Here is a 23,510-nt window from a genome sequence, read left to right as displayed (position 1 = left end):
GATGAAAAAAATACTAGCATTTTTGCTTTGTTTTACTGTTGGATTTTCAGCTCTTGGTCAAATCCATGATCCTATTCAATGGAAAACAAGTGTCGAAAAGGTTTCAGAAACAACCTATAATTTAGTAAGTACGGCAACGATTGAGGGCGAATGGCATTTGTATGCGCAAGAAGTTCCGAAAGGCGGTCCAATTCCAACAACATTTACCTACGATGATGAGGGAGGAAAAATAAAAATTGTTGGAAACACTTCAGAACCTGAAGGGAAAATTAAGTTTACTACGCTTTTTGGAGAGGAAGGAATGAATATTAAATCCTTTGCTAAAAAAGCAGTTTTTAAACAAGAAATAGAACTGGTAGATGCTAGCGTAAATCAAATCAACGCGTTTGTTGAATTTATTGCTTGTACTGATGAAATGTGTTTGCCTCCTAAGGAAGTAGACTTAGTATTTGATTTAACGAAAGCTACCGCAGTAACAGCTTCTACTGATGCAACAAAAGAAGTAAAAACAGCAGGCGAAGTAGCTTCAAAGGAAACGAAAAAAGAAGAAAAAAGAGGTTTATGGGGAATTTTCTTCATCGCCTTTTTATCAGGATTTGCAGCATTATTAACACCGTGTGTATTCCCAATGATACCGATGACGGTAAGCTTTTTCACCAAACAAAGTAAAAGCAAATCACAAGGGATTCGAAATGCAATTATCTACGGAATATCAATCATTGCTATTTATGTTTTTCTTGGTTGGTTTGTTAGTTTGGTTTTTGGACCAAGTGCTTTGAATGCATTATCAACCAACGTATGGTTTAATATAGTTTTCTTCTTGATCTTAGTGATTTTTGCTGTGTCTTTCTTAGGAGCTTTTGAAATTACTTTACCAAGTTCATGGGCAACCAAAGTAGATTCTCAAGCCGATAGAGGAGGGTTAATCGGAATTTTCTTTATGGCGTTAGCCTTAGCAATTGTATCCTTTTCATGTACAGGACCAATTGTTGGAACGTTGTTAGTTGAAGCTTCTACAAAGGGAGTTTTGGCGCCAATAATAGGGATGTTAGGATTTTCTTTAGCAATTGCTTTGCCATTTGCGTTGTTTGCAGCTTTCCCAGGATGGTTAAACTCATTGCCAAAATCAGGAGGATGGTTAAACACCGTAAAAGTAGTTTTAGGATTCTTAGAATTAGCTTTAGCATTTAAATTCTTATCAAATGCCGATTTAGTACTACAATTACATTTATTAGAAAGAGAAGTGTTTATCGCTATTTGGATAGCTATTTTTGGAGCCTTAGCTTTTTATCTCTTCGGAAAAATACAATTGCCACACGATAGTCCAATCAGTCATATTTCTGTAGGAAGATTAAGTTTAGGATTGATTGTTTTATCCTTTACTATCTATATGATTCCAGGACTTTGGGGAGCACCACTAAACTTAATTAGCGCTTTCCCACCACCACAACACTACAGCGAGTCACCTTATGGAGTAGGATTTACAAAAAAGGGAACAGCGAGTGTTCAACAAGACAATCACGAAGCTTTACCTGAAGGAGCGCATTTAATGCCTCCTCACGATATCATATCATTTCACGATTATGACAAAGGGTTAGCGTATGCAAAAAAAGTAGGCAAACCGGTTATGTTAGATTTTACAGGGCACGCTTGTGTAAACTGTAGAAAAATGGAACAAAATGTATGGGTAAAACCAAAGGTATTGGACGTTCTAAAAAACAAGGTGGTGTTAATTTCTTTGTATGTAGATGACAAGCGTCCTTTAAAAGATGATGAAGTCGTAGAATCGAAATTAAATCCAGGAAAGAAGTTAAAGTACATCGGACAAAAGTGGAGTGAGTTACAAACTATTAAGTACAAAGCTAACTCACAACCGTTTTATGTTTTGATGAATCATGATGAATCAAACATATCAGATCCTGTAGGATACATGCCAGATGCAGATGAATACTTCAACTGGCTAGAAGAAGGAATCACCAACTTCAAAAAATAATACAACTCAAAAGCATCTTAAATTTTTAAGGTGCTTTTTTCTTTTAAAGAAAATTTAATGAATGTAAAAAGCTCTTTTCTAGGCTCATTTTGAAATTAGCCTTATAATTCGTACCTTTGTACGATATGGTAGATACTACACACGAGAAAAAAAATCAACGAGTTTTTACATTCAACTTCCTTGTGTTCCGAAACCAGTCGGACAAGTTTATTCCACCAGGATTCTAATTTATTGCTTTTCTAAAAGGAAAAGACTTCAAACGTATTTACATTATTTTAAGTTCTATTTAAATTGATAGTACTGTAAAATATTCGGTTCTTACGAGTAGTTTTTTTGACATATTCGTACACTTTTCGCAAAAGTATATACTGCGCTAATAAATAATAAACCCCAAATAGGTAACACAATGTTTAAAAACTTCAATAAATAGTACTGAAGTTATTTATCGTTTAATCTAAAGCCTATTTATAAAAATCAAATTATGACAGTACACACTTACGATGCCTTCAATCGTATTACTCCTCTTGAAATGGAAAGAGTAACTAATTTTTTATATACACATCTTGAAAACTATGGAGATGAAAAAACAGCCATTCGCAAAGCGATTGATTATGCGGCTAAAGAAAGAACAGGATTAGGAGGTTATGTGTTTACCATAGAAGATAAAAATGAAATTGTAGGAGCGGTAGTGATAAATAAAACAGGAATGGACGAATACATACCTGAAAATATCTTGGTTTATATCGCTACTCATAAAGATTATAGAGGAAAAGGAATCGGTAAAAAGATAATGCAGCATGCTATCGATAATTGTAAGGGAGATATTGCTTTACACGTAGAAAAAGATAATCCAGCCAAGTTTTTATATGAGAAGCTTGGGTTTACGACTCCGTATTTAGAAATGAGACTAAAACGATAATATGAGACAGTTAAAAATAACAAAACAAGTTACCAATAGAGAATCAAAATCTATTGAAAAATACTTACAAGAGATAGGGAAAATTGACTTGATTACTGCTGATGAAGAAGTTGAATTAGCTCAAAGAATCAAGACAGGAGACCAAAGAGCCTTGGAAACATTGGTAAATGCAAATTTACGATTCGTTGTTTCGGTAGCTAAACAGTACCAAAATCAAGGTTTACGTCTTTCTGACTTGATTAACGAAGGAAATATAGGTTTGGTAAAGGCAGCAAGACGTTTTGATGAAACTCGTGGGTTTAAGTTCATATCCTATGCAGTGTGGTGGATACGTCAATCAATTTTACAAGCATTGGCAGAACAGTCACGTGTGGTAAGATTACCGCTTAATAAGATTGGAAGCATCAGTAAAATAAATAAAGCTGTATCTAAATTAGAACAAAGTAATGAGCGTATGCCAACGCCCGAAGAAATTGCTAAGGTGTTAGATATGACTGTTTCTGACGTGAAACAATCTATGAAAAACTCAGGACGACATGTTTCTATGGATGCTCCTTTAAAAGAAGGAGAAACTTCTAATTTATATGATGTAATAAGAGCTTCAGAAGCTCCTAAGCCAGATAAAGAGCTAATGCAAGAATCATTGCAATTAGAGATTAGCAGAAGCTTAGAAACACTATCTCCAAGAGAATCTGACATCATAAAATTATTTTATGGATTAGAGAATTACAGACCTATGAGTTTGACAGAAATAGGAGAAACATTCGATTTAACAAGAGAACGCGTACGTCAAATTAAAGAGAAAGGAATCAGAAGATTAAAACAAAGATCAAGAACTAAAGTATTACAAACATACTTGGGGTAATTGAATCAAAGTACTAATTAAAAATACACAATATATATGTTAATAATACCAGTAAAAGAAGGCGAGAATATTGATAGAGCCATTAAAAGATATAAAAGAAAATACAGAAACACAAAGGTATTGCAAGAAATAAGAGAAAGAAAAGAATATACAAAACCATCAGTAAGTAAAAGAGCTCAGTTAAAGAAAGCTCAATATAAACAACGGTTTTTGCTAGATCAAGAAAAATAATTTTATGGATATACATTTTATTGATCTAATCATATTCATTACCTATTTAATTTTTATGCTTGGAGTAGGGGTATACTTCATGAATAAAAACAAATCAAAAGACGATTACTATGTAGGAGGAAGAAACATGTCTGCAAGCCATATTGGGTTGTCCGTTGTGGCAACTGATGTTGGTGGAGGTTTTTCTATCGGTTTAGGAGGTCTTGGTTTTTTAATGGGACTCTCCGGTAGTTGGATGCTTTTTACAGGATTGTTAGGTGCTTGGATAAGTGCCGTTTTTTTAATCCCAAAAGTATATCCGATAGCGAAAAAACATCATTTTTTAACATTTCCACAATCCTTAGCGCACCATTATAATGTAAAAGTGGCCTTAATTGCAGGAATCATTTCTCTTATAGGGTATATAGGTTTTACAAGCTCACAAATATTAGCAGGAGCAAAATTAGCATCAGCTACCTTTCCGTCAATCTCTATAACCAATGCGGTTTTAATCATGGGAGTTATAGCGGTGGTGTACACTGTTATTGGTGGAATTAAAGCAGTAATTTATACTGATACCATTCAATGGATAATTTTAATGGTAGGATTGATTGGTATAGGAATTCCAATTGGTTTTATCGAAATTGGGGGTTGGACAGCTATCAAAGAAACTTTGCCGGCAAGCTTTTTATCATTATCAAACATAACGTTTATTGATATGTTTAACTGGGTTATTACTATTGTGCCTATTTGGTTTGTAGGAATGACCTTGTATCAACGAATTTACGCTTGTAAAGACGAAAAAACAGCTAGAAAAGCATGGAAAATAGCTGGGTTATTTGAATATCCAATTATGGCTTTTATGGGAGTAGCTTTAGGATTATTTTCTAGAGTTGCTTTTGAACAAGGAATGTTTTCGTCAATAGGATATGCGCCAGGTACAGAAATGGATGCAGAATTAGGTTTACCTTTATTATTAAGAAGTATTTTACCAATAGGTTTAATGGGGTTGATGATGTCAGCTTATTTTTCAGCAATTATGTCAACTGCAGATAGTTGTTTAATGGCAGCGTCAGGAAATTTAACAACGGATATTTTTGGGTATTTTAAGAAAAGTATCAGCATAAAAAATTCGCAAATTATTACATTTATAATTGGAGGCGTAGCTATACTGTTAGCAACAATGATGCAAAATGTATTAGAGTTGATGCTGTATTCATATGCCTTTATGGTATCTGGCTTATTAGTACCTGTTTTAGGAACGTTAGTGCTAAAAAAACCATCATCAACAGCTGCTTTTTATGCTATGATTTTTGGTGGACTTACTACTTTAATATTAATTATCTTAGAGGTGAAATTACCATTCGGTTTAGATGCTAATTTCTTCGGAATTACATTATCAGCTTTGGTGTTTTCTATAATTCAATTTACTAGAAAAGAAAAGTAGTGGAAGCCTTACAAAAGAGTTTAGAAAAAGTTAGAAAAGAGTTACATCAACATCCAGAAATCTCAGGAGAAGAATATGAAACTCAAAAAAAGATAAAGGCATTTTTAACCAAAAATGCTTCATGCACAATTGTTGAAGTTGCCGAAACAGGATTAGTAGCTGTTTTTGAAGGAAAAGAAAATGGTAAAACCATCATGTTACGTGCTGATATTGATGCGTTACCTATTCAAGAAGTAAATACGTTTCAACATCAATCACAAAACAAAGGAATTTCTCACAAGTGTGGGCATGATGGACATACAACTATACTACTTGGAGTAGCAAATATGTTAACAAAATTCCCAATTGAGAAAGGAAAAGTATTGTTGATTTTTCAACCTTCAGAAGAAAATGGAAAAGGAGCAGAAAAGGTCTTAAATGACCCTTTTTTCAAAAATATAAACATAGATTTTGCTTTTGCCTTACATAATTTACCAGGTTTTACAAAAAATAAGGTAGTGGTGAAAAGTGAAACATTTACAAGCAATGTAAAAAGTGTAGCAATTCAATTTAATGGAAAAACAGCGCATGCTGCAGAGCCTGAAAAAGGACAAAATCCAGCCAATGCGATTGCTACAATCTTAATCTTTGCTGAAAAAGAAAGTAAAAATGTGCCAAAATCGTCCGATTTTATTTTGATAACTCCTGTTTATGTAACTATGGGTGAAAAAGCCTATGGAATTTCAGCGGGGTATGGAGAAGTTCATTTTACGTTAAGAAGTTGGAACACGAAACTGATTGAGGAAAAGAAAGAGAAGCTAGAGCAACTTCTAAATCAACTAGAATTAGAACATTCATTAAAAATTAAAACTTCTTGGTTTGAAGAGTTTTACTCAAATATAAATAATGAAAAAGCAGTTTCAATTATAAAAAAATCAGCAGAGAAGCAAAACGTATCAATAAATGAAATTAAAACTCCGTTTAAATGGGGGGAAGATTTCGGGTTGTTTACTCAAAAATATAAAGGAGCCATGTTTGGATTAGGAGCAGGAGAAGATACACCTGCTTTACACAATCCAGATTATGATTTCCCAGACGATATAACTATGACAGGCGTTCAATTATTTTATAGCATAGCAAAGGAGGTATTAGACTCATGACACACACATCTTTTATAGAAATTTCCGAATCGGCAATTAAAAATAACATTGATTTTATTAAAAATCACTTAGGTAACGAAGTCACATTTTCTTCTGTAGTAAAAGGAAATGCCTACGGTCACGGAATTAGAACGTATTGCACTTTAGCATATAAATATGGAGTTCGACATTTTAGCGTCTCTGATGCTAATGAAGCTTATGAGGTAAAGAAAGCATTGCCTCAAAAGGACGTAACCATAATGATTATGGGAATGATTCACAACAGTCAAATAGAATGGGCTGTTGAAAATAACATTGAATTTTATGTTTTTGAAATAGATAGGTTACAAGTCGCTGTTGAAGCAGCAAGAAAACTTAAAATTCCAGCGAAAATTCATATAGAAATAGAAACAGGAATGAACCGTACGGGGTTTGTTTTAAAAGATATTGCTAAGGTTCTTACATATGTTCAAGAAAATTTAGAGTACCTTGTTGTAAAAGGAATTTGTTCTCATTTGGCTGGAGCAGAAAGTATTTCAAACTACAAAAGAATTACCGATCAACAAAAGAAGTTTAGAAAGGCGATAAACAAAATAAATCAGCATGAACTTTTAACTCCTGATTTTCATTTGGCAAGTTCTGCTGCGAGTATTCGATATCCAAAAACTAGATTTGACTTGGTGAGAATAGGGATTTTACAGTTTGGATTTTTTCCTACAAAAGAAATTTTAGTCCATTATTTAAATAAACATAGAATTTTTGAATCTCCTCTACAGAGGGTTATCTCATGGAAAACCCAAGTAATGGATGTTAAGACCGTAAAATCAGGTCAATTTGTAGGTTACGGAACCTCATTTTTTACCAACCATGAAATAAAAATAGCAATTGTACCAGTAGGATATTCATCAGGATATAGCAGATCGTTAAGTAACAGGGGAAAAGTTTTAATTAGAGGAAAAAGACACAATATTATAGGAACTGTTAATATGAATATGATGGCAGTTGATGTAACTTATGCAGATAATGTTGAGAAAGGAGACGAAGTTGTGTTAATAGGAGATCAAGGAGATAGAGAAATTACAGTATCGTCATTTAACGATTACATACAGATAATCAATTACGAGTTACTAACTAAATTACCAGATAATTTACCAAGAATTATAACAAAATAAGATGGCAGAATTAATAATACATTCTGAAAGAATAAAACAGAATATAAAAGATTTAAGCGACTTTTTTAAGTCAAATAATATAGAGTGGAGTTTAGTTACAAAGGTGTTTTCAGGAGATAAAACGTTTTTGAAAACGATCTTAACTAAAGATGTAATTAAGAACATAAACTCAGTAGGAGACTCAAGGTTGACAAGTTTACGAAACTTACGAGCTGTAAATCCAGATTTAAGAACTATTTATATAAAACCTCCTGCAGAAGTTTATGCAGATGAAGTAGTAGAATATGCAGATATTTCCTTGAACAGTTCATTATCTACTATAGAAGCCTTAAATCAGGCAGCTAAAAAGCAAAATAAAGTTCATCAAATCATTATTATGATTGAATTAGGTGAGTTAAGAGAAGGTGTTAGAAGAGACGATATTATAGACTTTTATGAAAAGGTATTCAATCTATCGAATATTGATGTGATCGGTATTGGATCAAACCTTGGATGTATGTATGGAGTGGAACCTACGTATGATAAATTACTCCAGTTATCATTGTATAAAGAACTGATTTCAGCAAAATTCAATAAAGAATTAAAATATGTTTCAGGAGGAACTTCCATAACCTTACCATTGATAGAAAATAAGGTAGTACCAAAAGAAATTAATCACTTTAGAATTGGGGAGGCAGCATTCTTTGGATTGAGTCCGTTGGAAAATAAGCAGTTTGAAAACTTACACACTGAAACATTTGAGTTTTATGCTAACATTATTGAGTTAAAAGAAAAAAAACTAGTGCCAGACGGTATTATTAACGATGCGAATATTGGACATACGACTGATTATGATGAGAATAATGTACAAGAAACATCGTATAAAGCAATTTTAGATGTTGGTCTGTTAGATGTAGATAAAGGTGATATTGAAGCAGCAGATAAAGACATTTCTTTTGTTGGGATTACCTCTGATATGTTAGTAATTGATGTTGGAACTAATAAAGATAAATCAGGAAATGTAAAATATAAAGTAGGTGATAAAATTAAATTTAAACCTAGTTATATGGGAGTTGCGAGATTGTTAATCTCAAAATTTATTGATAAAGTATATAAAGATGACATGTAAATGTCTGCTATTTTGTTGTTTTAAAAACTCAAGAGTTCGTAGCTCTTGAGTTTTTTTATGAAAAACGTTCAACATGAAAAGGAGTGAGATCTGTACTTGTTTTTTTATGCGAAATAATTTCAGAAACTAATTTACCTGTCGCAGGCCCTAAACTCCATCCCATCATAGCATGACCAGCAGCTACTGTCACATTTTTAATTTTTGAAAGTCTACCAATATATGGTAAACCATCAGGAGAACAAGGGCGTAAACCACTTTCTATATCCTTTCTTTCTTGTTGATTAATTTGTAGCCCGTTATAATAACTCTCAGCAGCATTCGCAATAGTATTAACTCTTTTAGTATTAATTTGACTATTAATACCAGCAATTTCCATAGTACCACCAAAACGCGTAAAACCATTCATAGGCGTTACAGCAACTTTAGCTTCAGTTAAAATGGCAGGAATGTGAATGCCTGTTTCTCTTTTTACATTAATTCGATAGCCTTTTCCTGCTTGTACAGGAATGGTTATTCCCAGTTTTTTAGCTAGTTTTTGTGTCCAAGATCCTGTTGTAAGCACAAACTCATCAGCTGTAATAGTATTGTTTTTTGTGTTGATTGATTTTATTTTTCCTTCTGAAATTTGAAAATCTATGACCTCCTCGTTTGCTAAGAAAGTCACACCATTGTCCTCTAAATAAGATTTCATTTTTAGCATAAATTCATTCGGAGTCATATGTGCATCAGAATGATAATATACAGCGCCTTTAATGTTCAAGTCTACATTAGGTTCTAGTTTTTGAATTTCTTCCTTTGTAAGATGTTCAACTTTTAATCCTTCTTTTATAGCAAGTTTCCCAATATTCCATTCTTCTTCACCCATTTTATCGGTTTTATAATACATCATTAAACCTTTGTGTTGGTAATGAAAATCGAAATCGTTGGAAGCTTGTTTTAATTCTTCATACAAATCTCTACTAAACAGATTGATGTTTTTAATAACAGGGATAGAGCTAGCTACTTTTTTGGGTGTTGCAGATTTTTTGAATAGCCATGTCCATTGTAAAAAATCGTATTCTAAACGAGGTTTGATTGAAAAAGGGCTGGTCGAACTTAGCATCCATTTAATACCTTTATTAATCATTCCTGGAGCTGCTAAAGAAATAATATGACTAGGAGTAATAATCCCAGCATTTACGTGCGAAGCTCCTGATGAAAAATCAGATTTATCAATCACAGTAACTTTGTGCCCTTCTTTGTGTAAATAATATGCAGAACATAAACCGATGATTCCTCCGCCGATAACTATACAATGTTTCAATGAGCAAATGATTTAATTAGTTAATGAATTAATGAGTTGGTGGTTAATTGGTTTTTGAATTTTTTCGTGCTTTTGAAACAATTTTAGCTATTTCTAAGGCTTCTATCATTAAAGGCTTTAATTGTTCTTCTGAAGCAAGTTTTGTATCTTGTAATAGTTCTAACCAAAACAAGGTTTCGTCAGTTTCTTCAGACACTATTGACATTTTTGCAAAGAATTCTTTTTGAGAACGAGCAATACACGCAGCTCTATAATTTGCAGCGGTAGAAGTTACTGAGCGAATTAATTGTTTGCCTATTACTCTTGTAGCGTCTGTTTTTTGAATTTGGTTATAAAGCAAAATAGTATTCACAGCTAATTGTTTAGTTCTATTTTTAATACTTTCTATAAAATCCGATTTATTCATAGCACTTTTAATTAATGACTTACTAAATTAATGATAAAATGAGTTAATGATTTAACTTTTGAGTTTAATGTCTCATTTTATAACTCATCGAATCATTTTATCATTGAATCATTCACTCATTGAATCAATGAATCAAATTACTTGAAAACCATGTGCGTATGGATCATCTTCATCATCAATAACAATGGTGTTGTATCCATACACTTTTGCCCATCCTTGAATACTCGGAATAATAGCTTGTTTACCATCTAAGGTAGTTTCTTTTTCAACACGACCTATAAACTTACTTCCAATGAAACTTTCGTGAATAAATTCTTCGCCAAGTTGTAATTTCCCTTTAGCATATAGTTGCGCTAAACGAGCTGAGGTTCCTGTACCACATGGGCTTCTGTCAATAGCTTTATCACCATAAAAAACAGCATTTCTACCTGATGATGTTGGATCAATAGGGTTACCTGTCCACAGCATATGAGTTACATCTCTGATAGTATCATTTTCAGGATGAATAAACATGTTCGGGTATTTTTCATTGATTCGACCTCGTACAACTTGAGAGTATTGTATAATTTTAGAAGCAGTAAAACTGTGTACTCCCGAGAAGTTTTTTTGTGGATCTACAATTGCATAGTAGTTTCCTCCATAAGAAACATCAAAAGTAATTTCTCCTAATTCAGGACAATCTACAGTTAAACCTTTGGCTGCTAAGTAACTTTTAACATTGGTTAAACGAACCCAATCTACTTTTTTACCTGTTTGTTGGTACTCTATTTCTACCAAACCTGCTGGAGCTTCCATTTTTATTTTCCCTGGAATTTTTGGTGTTACCAATCCTTCTTCAATAGCGATGGTAATGGTTCCGATTGTTCCATGACCACACATGGGTAAACATCCAGAAGTTTCAATAAATAAGATAGCAAAATCGTTTTCGGGATTGTGAGGAGGGAATAAGATTGAACCGCTCATCATATCATGTCCGCGAGGTTCAAACATTAACCCTTTTCGAATCCAGTCGTATTCTTTTAAAAAATGTTGACGTTTTTCGCTCATATTGGCTCCAATTAAGTTAGGGCCACCACCTGCAACAACTCTTACAGGATTTCCACAAGTGTGTGCATCAACGCAAAAAAAAGTTTTTCTCATACTAAATTGAATCGCAGTTTGTATGTTTTCTAAAGAAATTATTGAAAGTTTATTATATCACTTGTTCTTTTGTGAGTATACCGTTTACGGAGCGTAAAATTTGTAAAGGGTTCTCGTTCTTTAATTCATCGGGTAATAAATTGTTGGCCCAATCTTGATAACTAAATGGTCGTACCCAACGTTTAATTGAATTAACCCCAACAGCGGTAAATCGACTGTCTGTTGATGCTGGATAAGGGCCTCCGTGAACCATTGACGGACAAACTTCTACACCAGTTGGAACTCCGTTGAAAATAATTCTTCCAACTCTATTTTGTAAAGCAGCGATTATTGTTGGATAATTGGCTGCTTCATTATCATCAGAAATTACCGTTCCTGTAAGTTGTCCTTCTAAGCTAGAAATAATTTCTTCTAATTGCTCTTTATTTTCACATTGCACTACTATAGAATAAGGTCCAAATACTTCTTGATGTAAGGTTGGATTTTCTAAAAATGTTTTTCCTTCAACTGTAGTTACAATTTGAGTAGCATAGTTAGCTTGTACTTCTTTAGTGTAGTTTGCAGCAATAGTAATTCCTTGTTGTGAAATCGCTTTGGTTTTGTTGTTCTCATAAGCACCTATAATATTAGGATGTAACATACAAGATGGATTAATTTCCACAATTTTATCAGCTAAAGAATCGATAAAATTAGTTAAACCATTGCTTTTTATTCCTAGAATTAATCCAGGATTGGTACAAAATTGTCCAGTACCTAAAGTAATAGAATTTGCATAAGTGGTAGCCAAACTATCAGCATTATTTTCTAATGCTTTTGGTAATAGTATAACTGGATTGATACTTCCCATTTCAGCAAAAACAGGAATAGGTTCTTCACGTTTAGCAGCTAAGTCTAATAAGGCTCTACCTCCTCGAATACTTCCGGTAAAACCAACAGCTTTTACTTTTGGATGAGAAACTAATTGTTGACCTACTTCTATACCACTTGAATTTAAATTAGAAAAAACACCGTTTGGCATTCCTGTTTTTTCTGCGGCTTTAATTATAGCTGAAGCAATAAGTTCACCCGTACCTGCATGCATAGGGTGCGATTTTACTATCACAGGACAACCAGCAGCTAAAGCCGCAGCAGTATCACCACCAGCAGTAGAATAGGCAAGAGGGAAATTACTTGCTCCGAAAACAACTACAGGTCCTAAAGGAATATTTAGTTTGCGAATATCTGATTTAGGTAGTGGTTCTCTATCTGGAATAGCAGTGTCAATAGTAGCGTCTATCCATGAACCTTCTGAAACTAAATCAGCAAAAGAGCGGAGTTGAAATACTGTTCTTCCTCGCTCTCCTTTAGCGCGTCCTTCTGGTAAACCAGATTCAGAGCAATAGGTTTGAATTAACTCTTCATCTAGAGCTAAAATTTCATCAGCAATGGCATTTAAAAATTCAGCTTTTCTTTTTCCAGAAACAGTTCTGTATGTTTTAAATGCTTCAGAAGCTAGATTTACGGCGTTATCAATTTCTTCGGAATTAGCTTCAGTAAAAACAGTATCATTTTCCCGATTTAATTCAGGGTTGAATGTTTTGTAGGTTGTTGTTCCTGAGTTGGATAATTGATTTCCTATATAGTTTTTTCCTGTAATCATATATAATGAGAAAATGGTTTACTTAGTGAGTAGCTAATGCTTTATAATTAGGTAATGTAGGTCTTTTTTTTAATCCAGTTTCTATCACGTTTAAAACATGTTTACGTTCTTCACCTATTAAAGGTAATCGAGGTGCTCGCACATTTTCAGTTCCAATACCTGTAGCTACTTCTGCTAACTTAATATTTTGTACTAATTTAGGATTTATATCTAATTCTAACAATGGTAAAAACCAACGATAAATTTCTAATGCTTCTTGTATGCGACCTGCTTTTTGTAATTCATAAATAGCTACTGTTTCTCTTGGAAAAGCACAAACTAAACCAGCTATCCAACCGTCAGCACCCATTAGTAAACTTTCTAAAGCAATGGTGTCAACTCCTGTCATAATTTTTAAACGATCGCCAAAACGATTTTTAATTCTAGTAATATTTGTGGTATCTCTGGTAGATTCTTTTACAGCTTCAATGTTGTCACATTTTAGTAGTTCTTCAAACATGTCTAAAGTAACTTCAATCTTATAATCTACAGGGTTGTTATACACCATAATAGGAAGTGATGTATTGTTAGCCACAGCTTTAAAGTACTCAACAGTTTCTCTGTCACCAGATTTATAGCGCATAGGAGGGAGCATCATTAAACCGTTGGCTCCATCTTCTTCCGCTTTTTGGGCTGCTTCAATAGCTCCTTTGGTAGTTTGTTCAGCTATATTCATTAAAACTGGAACTTGATTGTTAACTAATTGAGCCGTAGTTTTAGTCAATGTTCTTTTTTCGTCGTCAGATAAAGTACTGGCTTCTCCTAAAGTACCTCCTAAGACAATTCCGTGTACACCAGCTTCTAGTTGTGATTTAATGTTAACTTCAAACATGTGTAAGTCTAAAGTATCTTCATTTGTAAACTTTGTAGTTACTGCAGGCATCACACCTTTCCAATTTATACTCATGGTAATATTGTTTTTTATACAAAGTTATAAGGAATAGGAAGTCTCTTTTAACGTCAAATTATCTTATAGTAATATTATATTAGCTTTCTTTGTTTATTTTAAGTGTTTGGTTAATAGTATTTGCATATTTTTGAAAATAAATAAGAAAATTATTAATGAAAGTTTTACCATTTCAAATACCCAAAACTCATAATATAGGATTGATTTATCAGGAAGATTGTGAGCAATATTTTTATGATAAATTACATCAGCATGAAGAAATACAATTGTGTGTTATTGTCAAAGGAGAAGGTACTTTAATTGTAGGTGATACGATTAATAAATATGAGTCTGGAGATGTTTTAGTACTTGGGAGTAATTTACCGCATGTTTTTAAAAGCGATGCTTCAAAAATAAAAGAGTCTTTTATGATTTCATTGTTTTTTACAAAAGATTCTTTTGGGAAGGATTTTTTTCTGCTAGATGATTTTATAGAGTTGATTCCTTTTTTTGAAAAATCGGTAATAGGATTTAAACTTTCAACATATAAGGAAGAAGTGACTAATTTATTCCTGAGTTTACAAAAGGCCACCAATCTAGAACGGTTTAAAGGTTTACTTCAAATTTTAAAAATAATTATTGATGCTTAAATCATTTTAATAAAAATATCGATTTATATGAAATCTCTGAAAAAGCCAACATGACTCCCAATGCCTTTTGTCGATATTTTAAGCAACGAACAAACAAAACCTACTTTACTTTTTTAAATGAATTGCGTATTGAAAATGCTTGCAAACTATTAAGTTCTGATAAAAGTATGGCGATTAGTGAAATAGCGTATCAGTGTGGATTTAACAATCTGTCTAATTTTAATCGAAAATTTAAAGAGGTAAAAAGTATGAGTCCATCAATATTTAGAAAGAATAACTGATGAAAATGAGTTTTTGTAAACTCAAAATAATGATATTTTTAAAAATTAACATAAATTTTAATGCCTCTTAACTATATTTGATGTTTTTATCATCAAGTTATGTTTCTTAGAAAAAGAATTGCTTATTTAACATTGTTAGTTTCATTAATGTCTTCTGTAGTTACTGCACAGGAAACATTACCTATTTACGCCGATTATTTATCAGATAATGTGTATTTATTGCATCCTGCTGCAGCTGGAATAGGCGATTGTGGTAAAATACGTTTAACCGCTCGTCAACAATGGTTAGGAGTAGATGATGCTCCTTCGTTACAAACAGCAAGTTTTCATACCAAATTAGGAGAATATTCCAATACTGGTTTAGGTGTTATTCTTTTTAACGATAAAAATGGATATCATTCACAAAAAGGAATTCAAGGTACCTATGCTTATCATATAGATATGGGGAATGAAAATTTGTTTAACCAGTTGTCATTTGGATTATCGTTTTCTGTAGTTCAAAATGAAAGAGATCAACGAACTTTTATAAATGATCCTGCGGTTAATCAGGTAATTGAAAGTGATTTCTATTTTAATGCAGATTTTGGTATGGCATATCATAAGAATGGATTGTCATCTTATTTTACCATAAAAAATATCTTTTTATCAGCAAAAAATAACTTGGATTCCAATTTTGAATCACCAAATCTTAGAAATTATATTTTAGGAGGAGGCTATTTCTTTGGAGATAGAGAAAAGCTACAATTTGAACCATCTTTCATGTTTCAATATAAAGAACAAACTCAAGAGAAAATAGGAGATATAAACTTCAAGGTATATAAAACTCTTGAAAACATGCAATTGTGGGCAGCGTTATCGTATAGAAGAAGCTTTGATAGTAGCATTTTTGGAAATTCTCAATACATAACTCCTATTGCAGGGGTGAATTATAAAAACTGGATGTTTGCTTATACATACACGCAACAAACAGGAGATATAGTGTTTTCGAATGGAGGATTTCACCAATTGTCTTTAGGACTAAATCTTTTCTGTACAAAAAGAAGAGCAGCAGCGTGTCCGAATATCAACGGAAGTTTTACGTATTAAAAATCTAAATAGTCAATATTACTGTTTTTATAATCTCTAAGTATGTTTTCTAAAACAGATTTGTCTTTATTAATGTAGAAGATATTTGATGACTGGTTAGTGCTATTATTAACAAGGTTTTGTTGAGAGAGCACATTTTTAACCTGTTTTGCCACAGCTTCACCAGAATCTATAATTTGGATATTTTCACCAGTTATTTTTCGTATTTGAGGAAGCAAATAAGGGTAATGAGTGCATCCTAAAACGATGTAGTCACATTTTTTTTCTAGCATTGGATTGATGTACTTTTCTAGCAAAGAAGTCATTTCTTCAGATTCCATTTTTCCATTTTCAATCAACTCAACTAAACCTTCACCAACTTGTTCTATTATGGTAATTTGATCACTTAATTTTGAGGTTGTTTTTTCAAATAAAGCACTGTTTAGTGTTCCTTTGGTAGCTAATATTCCAATAGTGCCTGTTTTTGTTTTTAAAGAAGCTGGTTTAATGGCTGGTTCTATCCCAATAAAAGGAATATCATAATTTGCTCTTAAATATTGAATAGCATTGGTAGTAGCGGTGTTACAAGCAACCACAATAATTTTGGCTCCTTTTTTTATTAAAAACTCTGTGTTTTTAACAGACAGGTCAACAATTTCTTGCGTTGACTTTTGACCGTAAGGAGCATTCTTACTATCAGATAGGTATATAGTGTTTTCATTCGGTAAGAGTTGATGAATCTCTTTCCAAATAGAAGTTCCTCCTATACCAGAGTCAAAAATACCAATAGGTTTTTGTGTTCTATTCATAGTATAACAAAAATAAAAATCTATGCTGTTTTCAGCAGGATTTTTTTATAAAATATTTGTTGTTTCTTAGAAACCTAATTTAGATTTTACAGCGTCGTAAATATCTTCTCCTTTTTCGTAAACGATTAAACCTTTACCTGGAGCAGCATCAAAAACATAGATAATTCCTTTTTCAGCAGCTACAGCTTTAATAGCATCTTCAGCTTTTTGTAAGATAGGAATCGTTTTTTCTTGGTACTTCTTTTGCATTTCTTGACCTGCCGCTTGCTCAGCTTGCGCTATCTTTTGTCTGTCTTGTTGAACTTCAATAGCTCTTTTTTGGTTTTCTTCTTGAGTTTGACTCTTACCTTCAGCTTCGTATTTTTTAATCTTAGCCTCTAGTTTTTTGTACATAGTTTCAATGTCGTCACGGTATGTTTTGTTTAGCTTTTCTAACTCTGCTTTCATAGCTTTTGTTGCAGGCATTTCAGCTAATAATTTATCTGTGTTAATATGTGCAGTTTTTTGCGCATTTGCCACACCACCTAATCCAACAGTAAAAATTGCAACTAATAATAACGTTTTTAAATGTTTCATCTTTGTTTTAATTTAATTAATGTTCTTTATTCTTGATTTATTTGTTCTCTTCTTGATTTTCTTGTTCTTTTTTCTTTTTAGCTTCTTCTTGAGCTTTTAATAATGCAGCTCTTTTTTCTTGTAATAATTTTCTTTTGTCTGCTCTTTCTTTTAAGCGTTCTTGCCTTTTTTCTTCAATTTGTTTAATTTTAGCAAGCCTGTCTTCTTCTCTCTTTTTTTGTAAATCTTCTCGAAGCTTTATTTTTTCTTTTTGTTCATCACTCAAATTATCATTTTTAAGTAATGCTTTTCTAGCTTCTATTTTATCTTCCTTAGCTTGTCTTTTCTGATCAATACTAATCATTTGCACAACAAGGTCGCTAATATCGTGTTTTTTGTTTGAATACAGCATAACCAATTCACTTGATTTATCGAAAACGAAATCATATTGTTTTCGAGAAGCTATTGTTTGTACTGCATTGTATACTTGGTCTTGTACGGGTTTAATTAATTGCTTTCTTAAATTGTACATATCTCCATTCGGGCCAAAGTATAAAGATTCTAACCTTCGTAAAGATTCTTGTTTAATGGTTATATCTTCTTCACGCTCATCTATCAATTCTTTGGTTAGAATTGCTTTTTCGTTAGAGAGATCAGTTTTTAAAACCTCAATGGCACGGGCTTCTTTATCTAATGTTGTTTTCCATTTTTCAACTTTAGCATCTAGTGCATTTTGAGCATCTATATATTCTGGAATATTTTGAAGAATATATTCCATATCAATATATGCAATGCGTTGATTTTTCTGGGCAACAGTTATACTTGTAATAAGTAAAAGAACGATTGATAAAATGCTTTTTTTCATCTTGTATAATGTGTTTAGAAAAAACCGTGCCAAAACCTAGACACATTACAAATGTATGGTTTTAGAACTGTCTTCCAATTATAAAATGCGTTTGCCAACCTGATTTTTCGCTTAAACCTGGTAACGGATCGAACCCATGTGCGAAATCGATACCTAATAAACCAAATGCAGGCATAAATATACGTACACCAACTCCTGCTGAACGTTTTAACTTAAACGGATTAAAAGTGCTAAAATTGTCATAAGAGTTACCTGCTTCTAAAAATCCTAAAGTATAAATAGATGCTGAAGGTTTATCTGTAATAGAATAACGTAACTCTAATTGAAATTTGTTATAAATAGATCCACCATCTAAAGAAGAAATACGATTGTTTTCGTATCCTCTTAATCCGATAGTTTCACGACCGTCTAATTGACCTTGCGCAATACCATCTCCACCGACAAAATATCTTTCAACAGGAGTTAAACCAACTTCACTATTGTATTTTCCAAGGTACCCCATTTCAAAATTAGACATTAAAACTAATTTATTTGCTAATGCAGTGTACCATTTTCCTTTAGCGGAAATTTTATAGTACTCTAACCACTTGTATTTATCAGCTAGGTACGCTTGTCTTTGTTCAAGTGTAGGGTTTTCAGGTTCTGAATAATCTTTTCCGTTAACTAAAGAGTAAGGGAAAGTAGCTTTAGCACGTAAAGTGAACTCTGAACCATAGGTAGGGAAAATTAAACTAGGACCTGCAGAGTTACGGCTTAATGCAACGCTATAAGCTAAGTTGTTTAAGTCTCCTTCACTAAGAATATCATTAGAAGAACCTACACGATAACCGTAGTTATTAAGCTCTATTCTTTGGTAACTAATGTTTTGAGAAAGGGTAAAATAGTCATCAGGCCACTTTAAACGTTTTCCTAAACCAATAGAAGCTCCAATAATACTTAAACTTTCATCTTTATTTACATCATACGTAGTGTAATCGAAACGATATTGGTTGGATAAGTATACAGAGAATGATAACGATTGAGGTGTTTTACCTCCTAACCAAGGCTCTGTAAAAGAAAAACTATACGTGTTATAAGTTCTACTAGCTTGTAAACGTAGTGATAAACTTTGACCGTCTCCCATAGGTAATGGTTTGTAAGCTTCTTTGTTGAAAATATTTCTCATAGAGAAATTGTTAAAAGAAAGTCCTAAAGTACCAATGAAAGATCCTCCACCATAACCACCTTGAAGTTCAATTTGACTTCCTCCTTTTTCAACTACAGAGAATTCGATATCAGCTGTTTTATTTTGATAATCAGGTTTTACATCAGGAGTTACATTGGTGTCAAAAAATCCTAATTGTCCTATTTCACGGATAGAACGAATAATGTTTTCACGACTAAACAAATCGCCTGGTTTTACACGTAATTCTCTAAAGATTACATGGTCGTTTGTTTTTTCGTTACCAGCAACGCTTACTCTTTTAATGGTAGCTTGGTCGTCTTCTCTAATACGAACTTCAACTGTAATTGAGTCGTTTTCAACTTTAGTTTCAATGGCATTTATTTGAGAGAATAAATATCCGTTGTTGTGGTATAAGGTTTGAATATCTTGAGAATTAGGAGTTCCATCACCAGAGATACGTTCTTTTAATACTTTTCCGTTGTAAATGTCGCCTTTGTCAATTCGTAATAAACTACTTAATTGCTCGTCGGTGTATGCTTTATTTCCTATGAAAAGAATTTCATTAAAGCGGTATTGACGTCCTTCTTCTAAGTCGATTTCAAGATTAATTGTGTTGTCATCATTCCACACAACTTTATCAGATAAAATACGAGCGTCACGATATCCGTTTTCGCTATATTTTTCAAGAATACTCTCTAAATCTGCTTTATAGTCATCTAGTATATATTTAGAAGCTTTCCAAAAACGACCAAAAATTTTACGTTTGGTGTTTTTCATAGCGCCTCTTAAAGTAGCATTAGATAAAGCTTGGTTACCATTAAAATTGATTTCTTTGATTTTTACACGATTACCTCTATCAATAAAAATAGCCATACTAACGGTGTTAACATCGGTAGTGTCTTTTTTCGTGTCTAAAGATACTTTTGTTTTTAAGAAACCTTTATCGGTATATTTTTTTTGAATGTAATTACGAGTGGTTACAATAAGGTTGTCGGTAACCATTGTACCTTTTTTTAATTCTGTTTCTTTTTTTATCTCTTTAACTTGTGCTTTTTTTACACCAGTAATGGTAACATCGGTTAATTGAGGTAGTTCAGTTACATCGAATTGAAGGTAAACAGTTTCTCCATCACGTTTAGATAAGTATACATCTACTTCACTAAATTGCTTGCTTTCGTATAGCTTTTTAATGGCACTAGTAAGTTTATCTCCAGGTAGTTTAACAGGTTGTCCTTCAGTTAAACCAGTATAAATTCTTACGGTTTGTTCGCTAAATTTTTGTAAACCAGTTACAGTTATGCCTCCTAAAATATACTCTTTTCCTTTTTCGTAGGATATAATATTTGTAGCGGTGCTATCTTTAGGTGTTAGGTCTTGTGCTTGTGTACTCACCGTTAAAAAGGTGATAAAAAATACTAGTAAATACGAATATTTATTCATTGGTTTCAATCTGTTCACTGGTTTTTCCAAATCTTCTTTCTCTGTTTTGATAATCAAGTATAGCGTCGTAAAGGTGCTCTTTTCTATAATCAGGCCATAGCACATCAGTAAAATGTAATTCGGCATATGCTATTTGCCAAAGTAAATAATTACTGATTCTTTGTTCCCCACTTGTACGTATCATTAAATCAACATCGGGCAAATTAAACGTATATAAATGATTATTTATAATTTTATCGTTAATTTTTTCAATTTCTATTTCGTTATTAACAACTTTTTTGGTTATGTTTTTGATTGCGTTAACAATTTCTTCCCTCGATCCGTAGCTTAAAGCAAAGGTTAACGTAATTTTAGTGTTGTTTTTTGTAGCATCGATAACATTAGCTAATACTTTTTGAGCATTTTTAGGTAAGCTAGTTAAATTACCAATAGCATTTATTTTCACGTTTTTACGTTGAAATTCAGGAAGTTCTTTTTTTAAGGTAGTAACTAACAAGCTCATTAAAGCATCGACTTCTAATTTTGGACGATTCCAATTTTCAGTAGAAAATGCGTAAAGAGTTAAGTATTTCACTCCTAGTTCTGAAGCTGTATCTGCAGTTTCTCTAATGGCTGTTAATGCGTTTCGATGACCAAAAACACGTTGCATTCCTTTACTTTTCGCCCATCTACCATTACCATCCATAATAATAGCAATGTGGTTTGGTATGTTTTGTAAATCAATGCGCTGTAATTTTTCTTTCATAGTTATTCCGCTATTCCACCGAAACAAGGTGGTCTTCCGAAGGTGTAAACAATAGAAATTCCTGAAAAAGTATACCAGTCATTTCCATTACCTCCAAAATCTAATGAGTTTATTTTATCTGTTGTGTAATCTAAATCATCTTCAAATGTAAATCGTACACCCGCTTCAAAAGCGATAGCAAAGTTATCTGCTAATCTTCCTTTTAAGCCAATGCCTACGGGTAAAGTATACGAGAATTTATTTTTTAAGGAAATAGTGTTGTTTGAGGTTTGAGAACCTGGACTTTTATAGTTAAAAGCAGCAATTTCAGCCAAAATATAAGGGGTAAAAGTGGTTCTGTAATCACTAATATTGTAGTCAAAAAAGTTAAATTCTACACCAGCAGCAAATTCATGTACGTTATTAGAAAAGCTGAAGCCTCTGTTTTGACGATAAGGATTGCTAGCATCGGCATCATCTCCAGAAATTGGAATGTAAGTGTAGGTACCCCTTAGTGCAATTCGAGGGTTTAAATTGTACTTATAAATAAGACCACCAGCGAATTTATTCGGGTGTATGTAGTTTGTGCTTCCTATATCTCCCACATAATTAGAACCACCGGCAAAAATACCGATTTCATGAATTTGTGATTGTAAAGGTGCAACTAAACAAACAAATAATATTGATAAAATAAGTCCTCTCATTGTAAAATAGCGTGCAAATATAGGGAATTGAATTTGCTTTAAAAAGTTAATAATCCGTCTTTTTGATTAACTTTTTTTTTGTGAATTTATTGTAATTGTATAAGTTATAAGCCTTCATTTCTTGTGTCTTCTCCCCATAAAAGTTTACCTCGTAAGGTTTTTAAATGGGATTGATTTTTAGGTAAAATACTTTTTATAGTGAAGGGGGCTTTTTTAATTTTTATTTTAGTTTCTTGTGAAACCGTTGCAATTCGTGAGTCTAAAGAGATTAAAAAATCTTTTTCACGAGCGCTAACTTCAAGATGTATTTCTGTGTCATCCGGTATAACCATCGGTCGAGCATTCAAGTTATGTGGTGCTATAGGAGTAATAACAAAACTTTTTGAGTTTGGTAAAATTACGGGGCCATCGCAACTTAATGAATATCCTGTTGAACCAGTTGGGGTTGCTATAATTAAACCATCTGCCCAATAATTGGTTAAATATTCTTGATTTAAGAATGTTTTAATTCCTATCATCGAAGTAGTGTTTCTTCTTGCTATCGTTACTTCGTTTAATGCAAAGTTTAGCTCACAAAAATCTTCTGTACTAGGAAATGTTTCTATTTGTAATAATGAACGTTCTTGAAGTGTGTATTCTTTTTTAAGTACTAAATCAATAGCTTCTTCAATTTGATCTTTTTGAATGGTTGCAAGGAAACCCAGGCGCCCAGTGTTAATTCCCATGATAGGGATATTCAAATCACGTATGTAGGTAACGGCTCTCAAAATAGTACCATCTCCTCCAATAGTGAACATCACATCAAACGTGTTTGATAAATCATTAAAATGCGAGTAGGTAGGGTACTTTTTGTTTAGTGAGTCGTTTTCAATAAATAAATCGTAAAACTGTTGTTCAAAAAAAGCAACGATGTTGTGTTTTTCTAAAACATCTAAAAGAATTTTAACTTCTTTTTCTGCTAGTGTAGTATAAGCTTGTCCGTAAATAGCTACTTTTTTCACTTGTAA

General features: G+C 32.7%; 23 protein-coding genes. 11 read left to right on the top strand and 12 right to left on the bottom strand.

Translation table 11 applies throughout. The annotated features are described in order from the left end of the window. Position 1: 1 nt before the first annotated feature. The 8 genes from OU788_RS00195 to OU788_RS00160 all read left to right on the top strand — a co-directional run bounded on the left by OU788_RS00195 (position 2) and on the right by OU788_RS00160 (position 8,832). Positions 2–1,993, top strand: a complete 1,992-nt coding sequence (locus OU788_RS00195) for a protein-disulfide reductase DsbD family protein (RefSeq protein WP_274633285.1) — start codon at positions 2–4, stop codon at positions 1,991–1,993. Positions 1,994–2,474: 481 nt separating this feature from the next. Continuing rightward, entirely contained in the window at positions 2,475–2,912 is a 438-nt protein-coding gene (locus OU788_RS00190) for a GNAT family N-acetyltransferase (RefSeq protein WP_274633284.1), read from the top strand. 1 nt (position 2,913) lies between these two features. After that, positions 2,914–3,777 (top strand): sigma-70 family RNA polymerase sigma factor, encoded by an 864-nt coding sequence (locus OU788_RS00185; RefSeq protein WP_274633283.1) that lies wholly within the window; start codon positions 2,914–2,916, stop codon positions 3,775–3,777. A gap of 36 nt (positions 3,778–3,813) precedes the next feature. Next, positions 3,814–4,008, top strand: coding sequence for a 30S ribosomal protein S21 (gene rpsU, locus OU788_RS00180; RefSeq protein WP_274633282.1), 195 nt, complete (start codon positions 3,814–3,816; stop codon positions 4,006–4,008). A 4-nt stretch (positions 4,009–4,012) separates the two neighbouring features. Further along, the gene (locus OU788_RS00175; protein WP_274633281.1) at positions 4,013–5,434 is read left to right on the top strand and encodes a sodium:solute symporter family protein; all 1,422 of its coding nucleotides are present in this window, start codon (positions 4,013–4,015) and stop codon (positions 5,432–5,434) included. After that, positions 5,434–6,573 carry an amidohydrolase gene (locus OU788_RS00170; RefSeq protein WP_274633280.1) on the top strand — a complete coding sequence of 380 codons (1,140 nt, stop codon included), beginning with the start codon at positions 5,434–5,436 and terminating at the stop codon, positions 6,571–6,573. Before OU788_RS00175 ends, OU788_RS00170 begins: the two co-directional genes overlap by 1 nt. Continuing rightward, complete coding sequence (alr, locus tag OU788_RS00165) at positions 6,570–7,724, top strand: alanine racemase (RefSeq protein ID WP_274633279.1); 1,155 nt, start codon at positions 6,570–6,572, stop codon at positions 7,722–7,724. The genes OU788_RS00170 and alr overlap by 4 nt, the downstream gene beginning before the upstream one ends. A 1-nt stretch (position 7,725) precedes the next feature. Next, positions 7,726–8,832 (top strand): alanine racemase, encoded by a 1,107-nt coding sequence (locus OU788_RS00160; RefSeq protein ID WP_274633278.1) that lies wholly within the window; start codon positions 7,726–7,728, stop codon positions 8,830–8,832. A gap of 55 nt (positions 8,833–8,887) precedes the next feature. Here OU788_RS00160 and OU788_RS00155 read toward each other — a convergent pair whose 3' ends face one another. The 5 genes from OU788_RS00155 to OU788_RS00135 all read right to left on the bottom strand — a co-directional run bounded on the left by OU788_RS00155 (position 8,888) and on the right by OU788_RS00135 (position 14,266). Continuing rightward, the gene (locus OU788_RS00155) at positions 8,888–10,135 is read right to left on the bottom strand and encodes an NAD(P)/FAD-dependent oxidoreductase (protein WP_274633277.1); all 1,248 of its coding nucleotides are present in this window, start codon (positions 10,133–10,135) and stop codon (positions 8,888–8,890) included. Between the two features lie 43 nt (positions 10,136–10,178). Next, positions 10,179–10,541, bottom strand: coding sequence for a four helix bundle protein (locus tag OU788_RS00150; RefSeq protein WP_274633276.1), 363 nt, complete (start codon positions 10,539–10,541; stop codon positions 10,179–10,181). Between the two features lie 132 nt (positions 10,542–10,673). Beyond that, positions 10,674–11,681, bottom strand: coding sequence for a 4-hydroxyproline epimerase (locus OU788_RS00145; protein WP_274633275.1), 1,008 nt, complete (start codon positions 11,679–11,681; stop codon positions 10,674–10,676). 52 nt (positions 11,682–11,733) lie between these two features. Further along, complete coding sequence (locus tag OU788_RS00140; RefSeq protein WP_274633274.1) at positions 11,734–13,320, bottom strand: aldehyde dehydrogenase (NADP(+)); 1,587 nt, start codon at positions 13,318–13,320, stop codon at positions 11,734–11,736. A 22-nt stretch (positions 13,321–13,342) separates the two neighbouring features. Then, positions 13,343–14,266 (bottom strand): dihydrodipicolinate synthase family protein, encoded by a 924-nt coding sequence (locus OU788_RS00135; protein ID WP_274633273.1) that lies wholly within the window; start codon positions 14,264–14,266, stop codon positions 13,343–13,345. 155 nt (positions 14,267–14,421) lie between these two features. On the opposite strand from OU788_RS00135, the gene OU788_RS12890 reads away from it, so the two are divergent. The 3 genes from OU788_RS12890 to OU788_RS00125 all read left to right on the top strand — a co-directional run bounded on the left by OU788_RS12890 (position 14,422) and on the right by OU788_RS00125 (position 16,262). Next, positions 14,422–14,895: a cupin domain-containing protein gene (locus OU788_RS12890; protein ID WP_342454893.1), complete on the top strand. Its 474-nt coding sequence runs from the start codon at positions 14,422–14,424 to the stop codon at positions 14,893–14,895. Between the two features lie 50 nt (positions 14,896–14,945). After that, entirely contained in the window at positions 14,946–15,176 is a 231-nt protein-coding gene (locus OU788_RS12885) for a helix-turn-helix domain-containing protein (protein WP_342454892.1), read from the top strand. A 99-nt stretch (positions 15,177–15,275) separates the two neighbouring features. After that, positions 15,276–16,262: a PorP/SprF family type IX secretion system membrane protein gene (locus OU788_RS00125; RefSeq protein WP_274633272.1), complete on the top strand. Its 987-nt coding sequence runs from the start codon at positions 15,276–15,278 to the stop codon at positions 16,260–16,262. Here the strand turns inward: OU788_RS00125 and murI are convergent. The 7 genes from murI to OU788_RS00090 form a co-directional block, all read right to left on the bottom strand. After that, positions 16,259–17,050 carry a glutamate racemase gene (gene murI, locus OU788_RS00120; protein ID WP_274633271.1) on the bottom strand — a complete coding sequence of 264 codons (792 nt, stop codon included), beginning with the start codon at positions 17,048–17,050 and terminating at the stop codon, positions 16,259–16,261. The genes OU788_RS00125 and murI overlap by 4 nt on opposite strands. A 66-nt stretch (positions 17,051–17,116) precedes the next feature. Beyond that, on the bottom strand, positions 17,117–17,626 hold the full coding sequence (locus OU788_RS00115; RefSeq protein WP_274633270.1) for an OmpH family outer membrane protein: 510 nt from the start codon (positions 17,624–17,626) through the stop codon (positions 17,117–17,119). A 37-nt stretch (positions 17,627–17,663) separates the two neighbouring features. Beyond that, positions 17,664–18,470 (bottom strand): OmpH family outer membrane protein, encoded by an 807-nt coding sequence (locus OU788_RS00110; protein WP_274633269.1) that lies wholly within the window; start codon positions 18,468–18,470, stop codon positions 17,664–17,666. A gap of 61 nt (positions 18,471–18,531) precedes the next feature. After that, entirely contained in the window at positions 18,532–21,075 is a 2,544-nt protein-coding gene (gene bamA, locus OU788_RS00105) for an outer membrane protein assembly factor BamA (protein ID WP_274633268.1), read from the bottom strand. Further along, positions 21,068–21,820 carry an isoprenyl transferase gene (locus OU788_RS00100; RefSeq protein WP_274633267.1) on the bottom strand — a complete coding sequence of 251 codons (753 nt, stop codon included), beginning with the start codon at positions 21,818–21,820 and terminating at the stop codon, positions 21,068–21,070. Before OU788_RS00100 ends, bamA begins: the two co-directional genes overlap by 8 nt. Before the next feature lie 2 nt (positions 21,821–21,822). Further along, positions 21,823–22,503 (bottom strand): type IX secretion system protein PorG, encoded by a 681-nt coding sequence (porG, locus tag OU788_RS00095; protein ID WP_274633266.1) that lies wholly within the window; start codon positions 22,501–22,503, stop codon positions 21,823–21,825. Positions 22,504–22,607: 104 nt separating this feature from the next. Then, positions 22,608–23,504, bottom strand: coding sequence for an NAD kinase (locus OU788_RS00090; RefSeq protein WP_274633265.1), 897 nt, complete (start codon positions 23,502–23,504; stop codon positions 22,608–22,610). Positions 23,505–23,510: the final 6 nt, after the last annotated feature.

It is taken from the genome of Tenacibaculum sp. L6, assembly GCF_028823685.1.
Classification (GTDB): Bacteria; Bacteroidota; Bacteroidia; order Flavobacteriales; family Flavobacteriaceae; genus Polaribacter.
The sequence above is the reverse complement of the archived record's forward strand: the minus strand, read 5'-3'. Positions and strand labels throughout refer to the sequence as shown.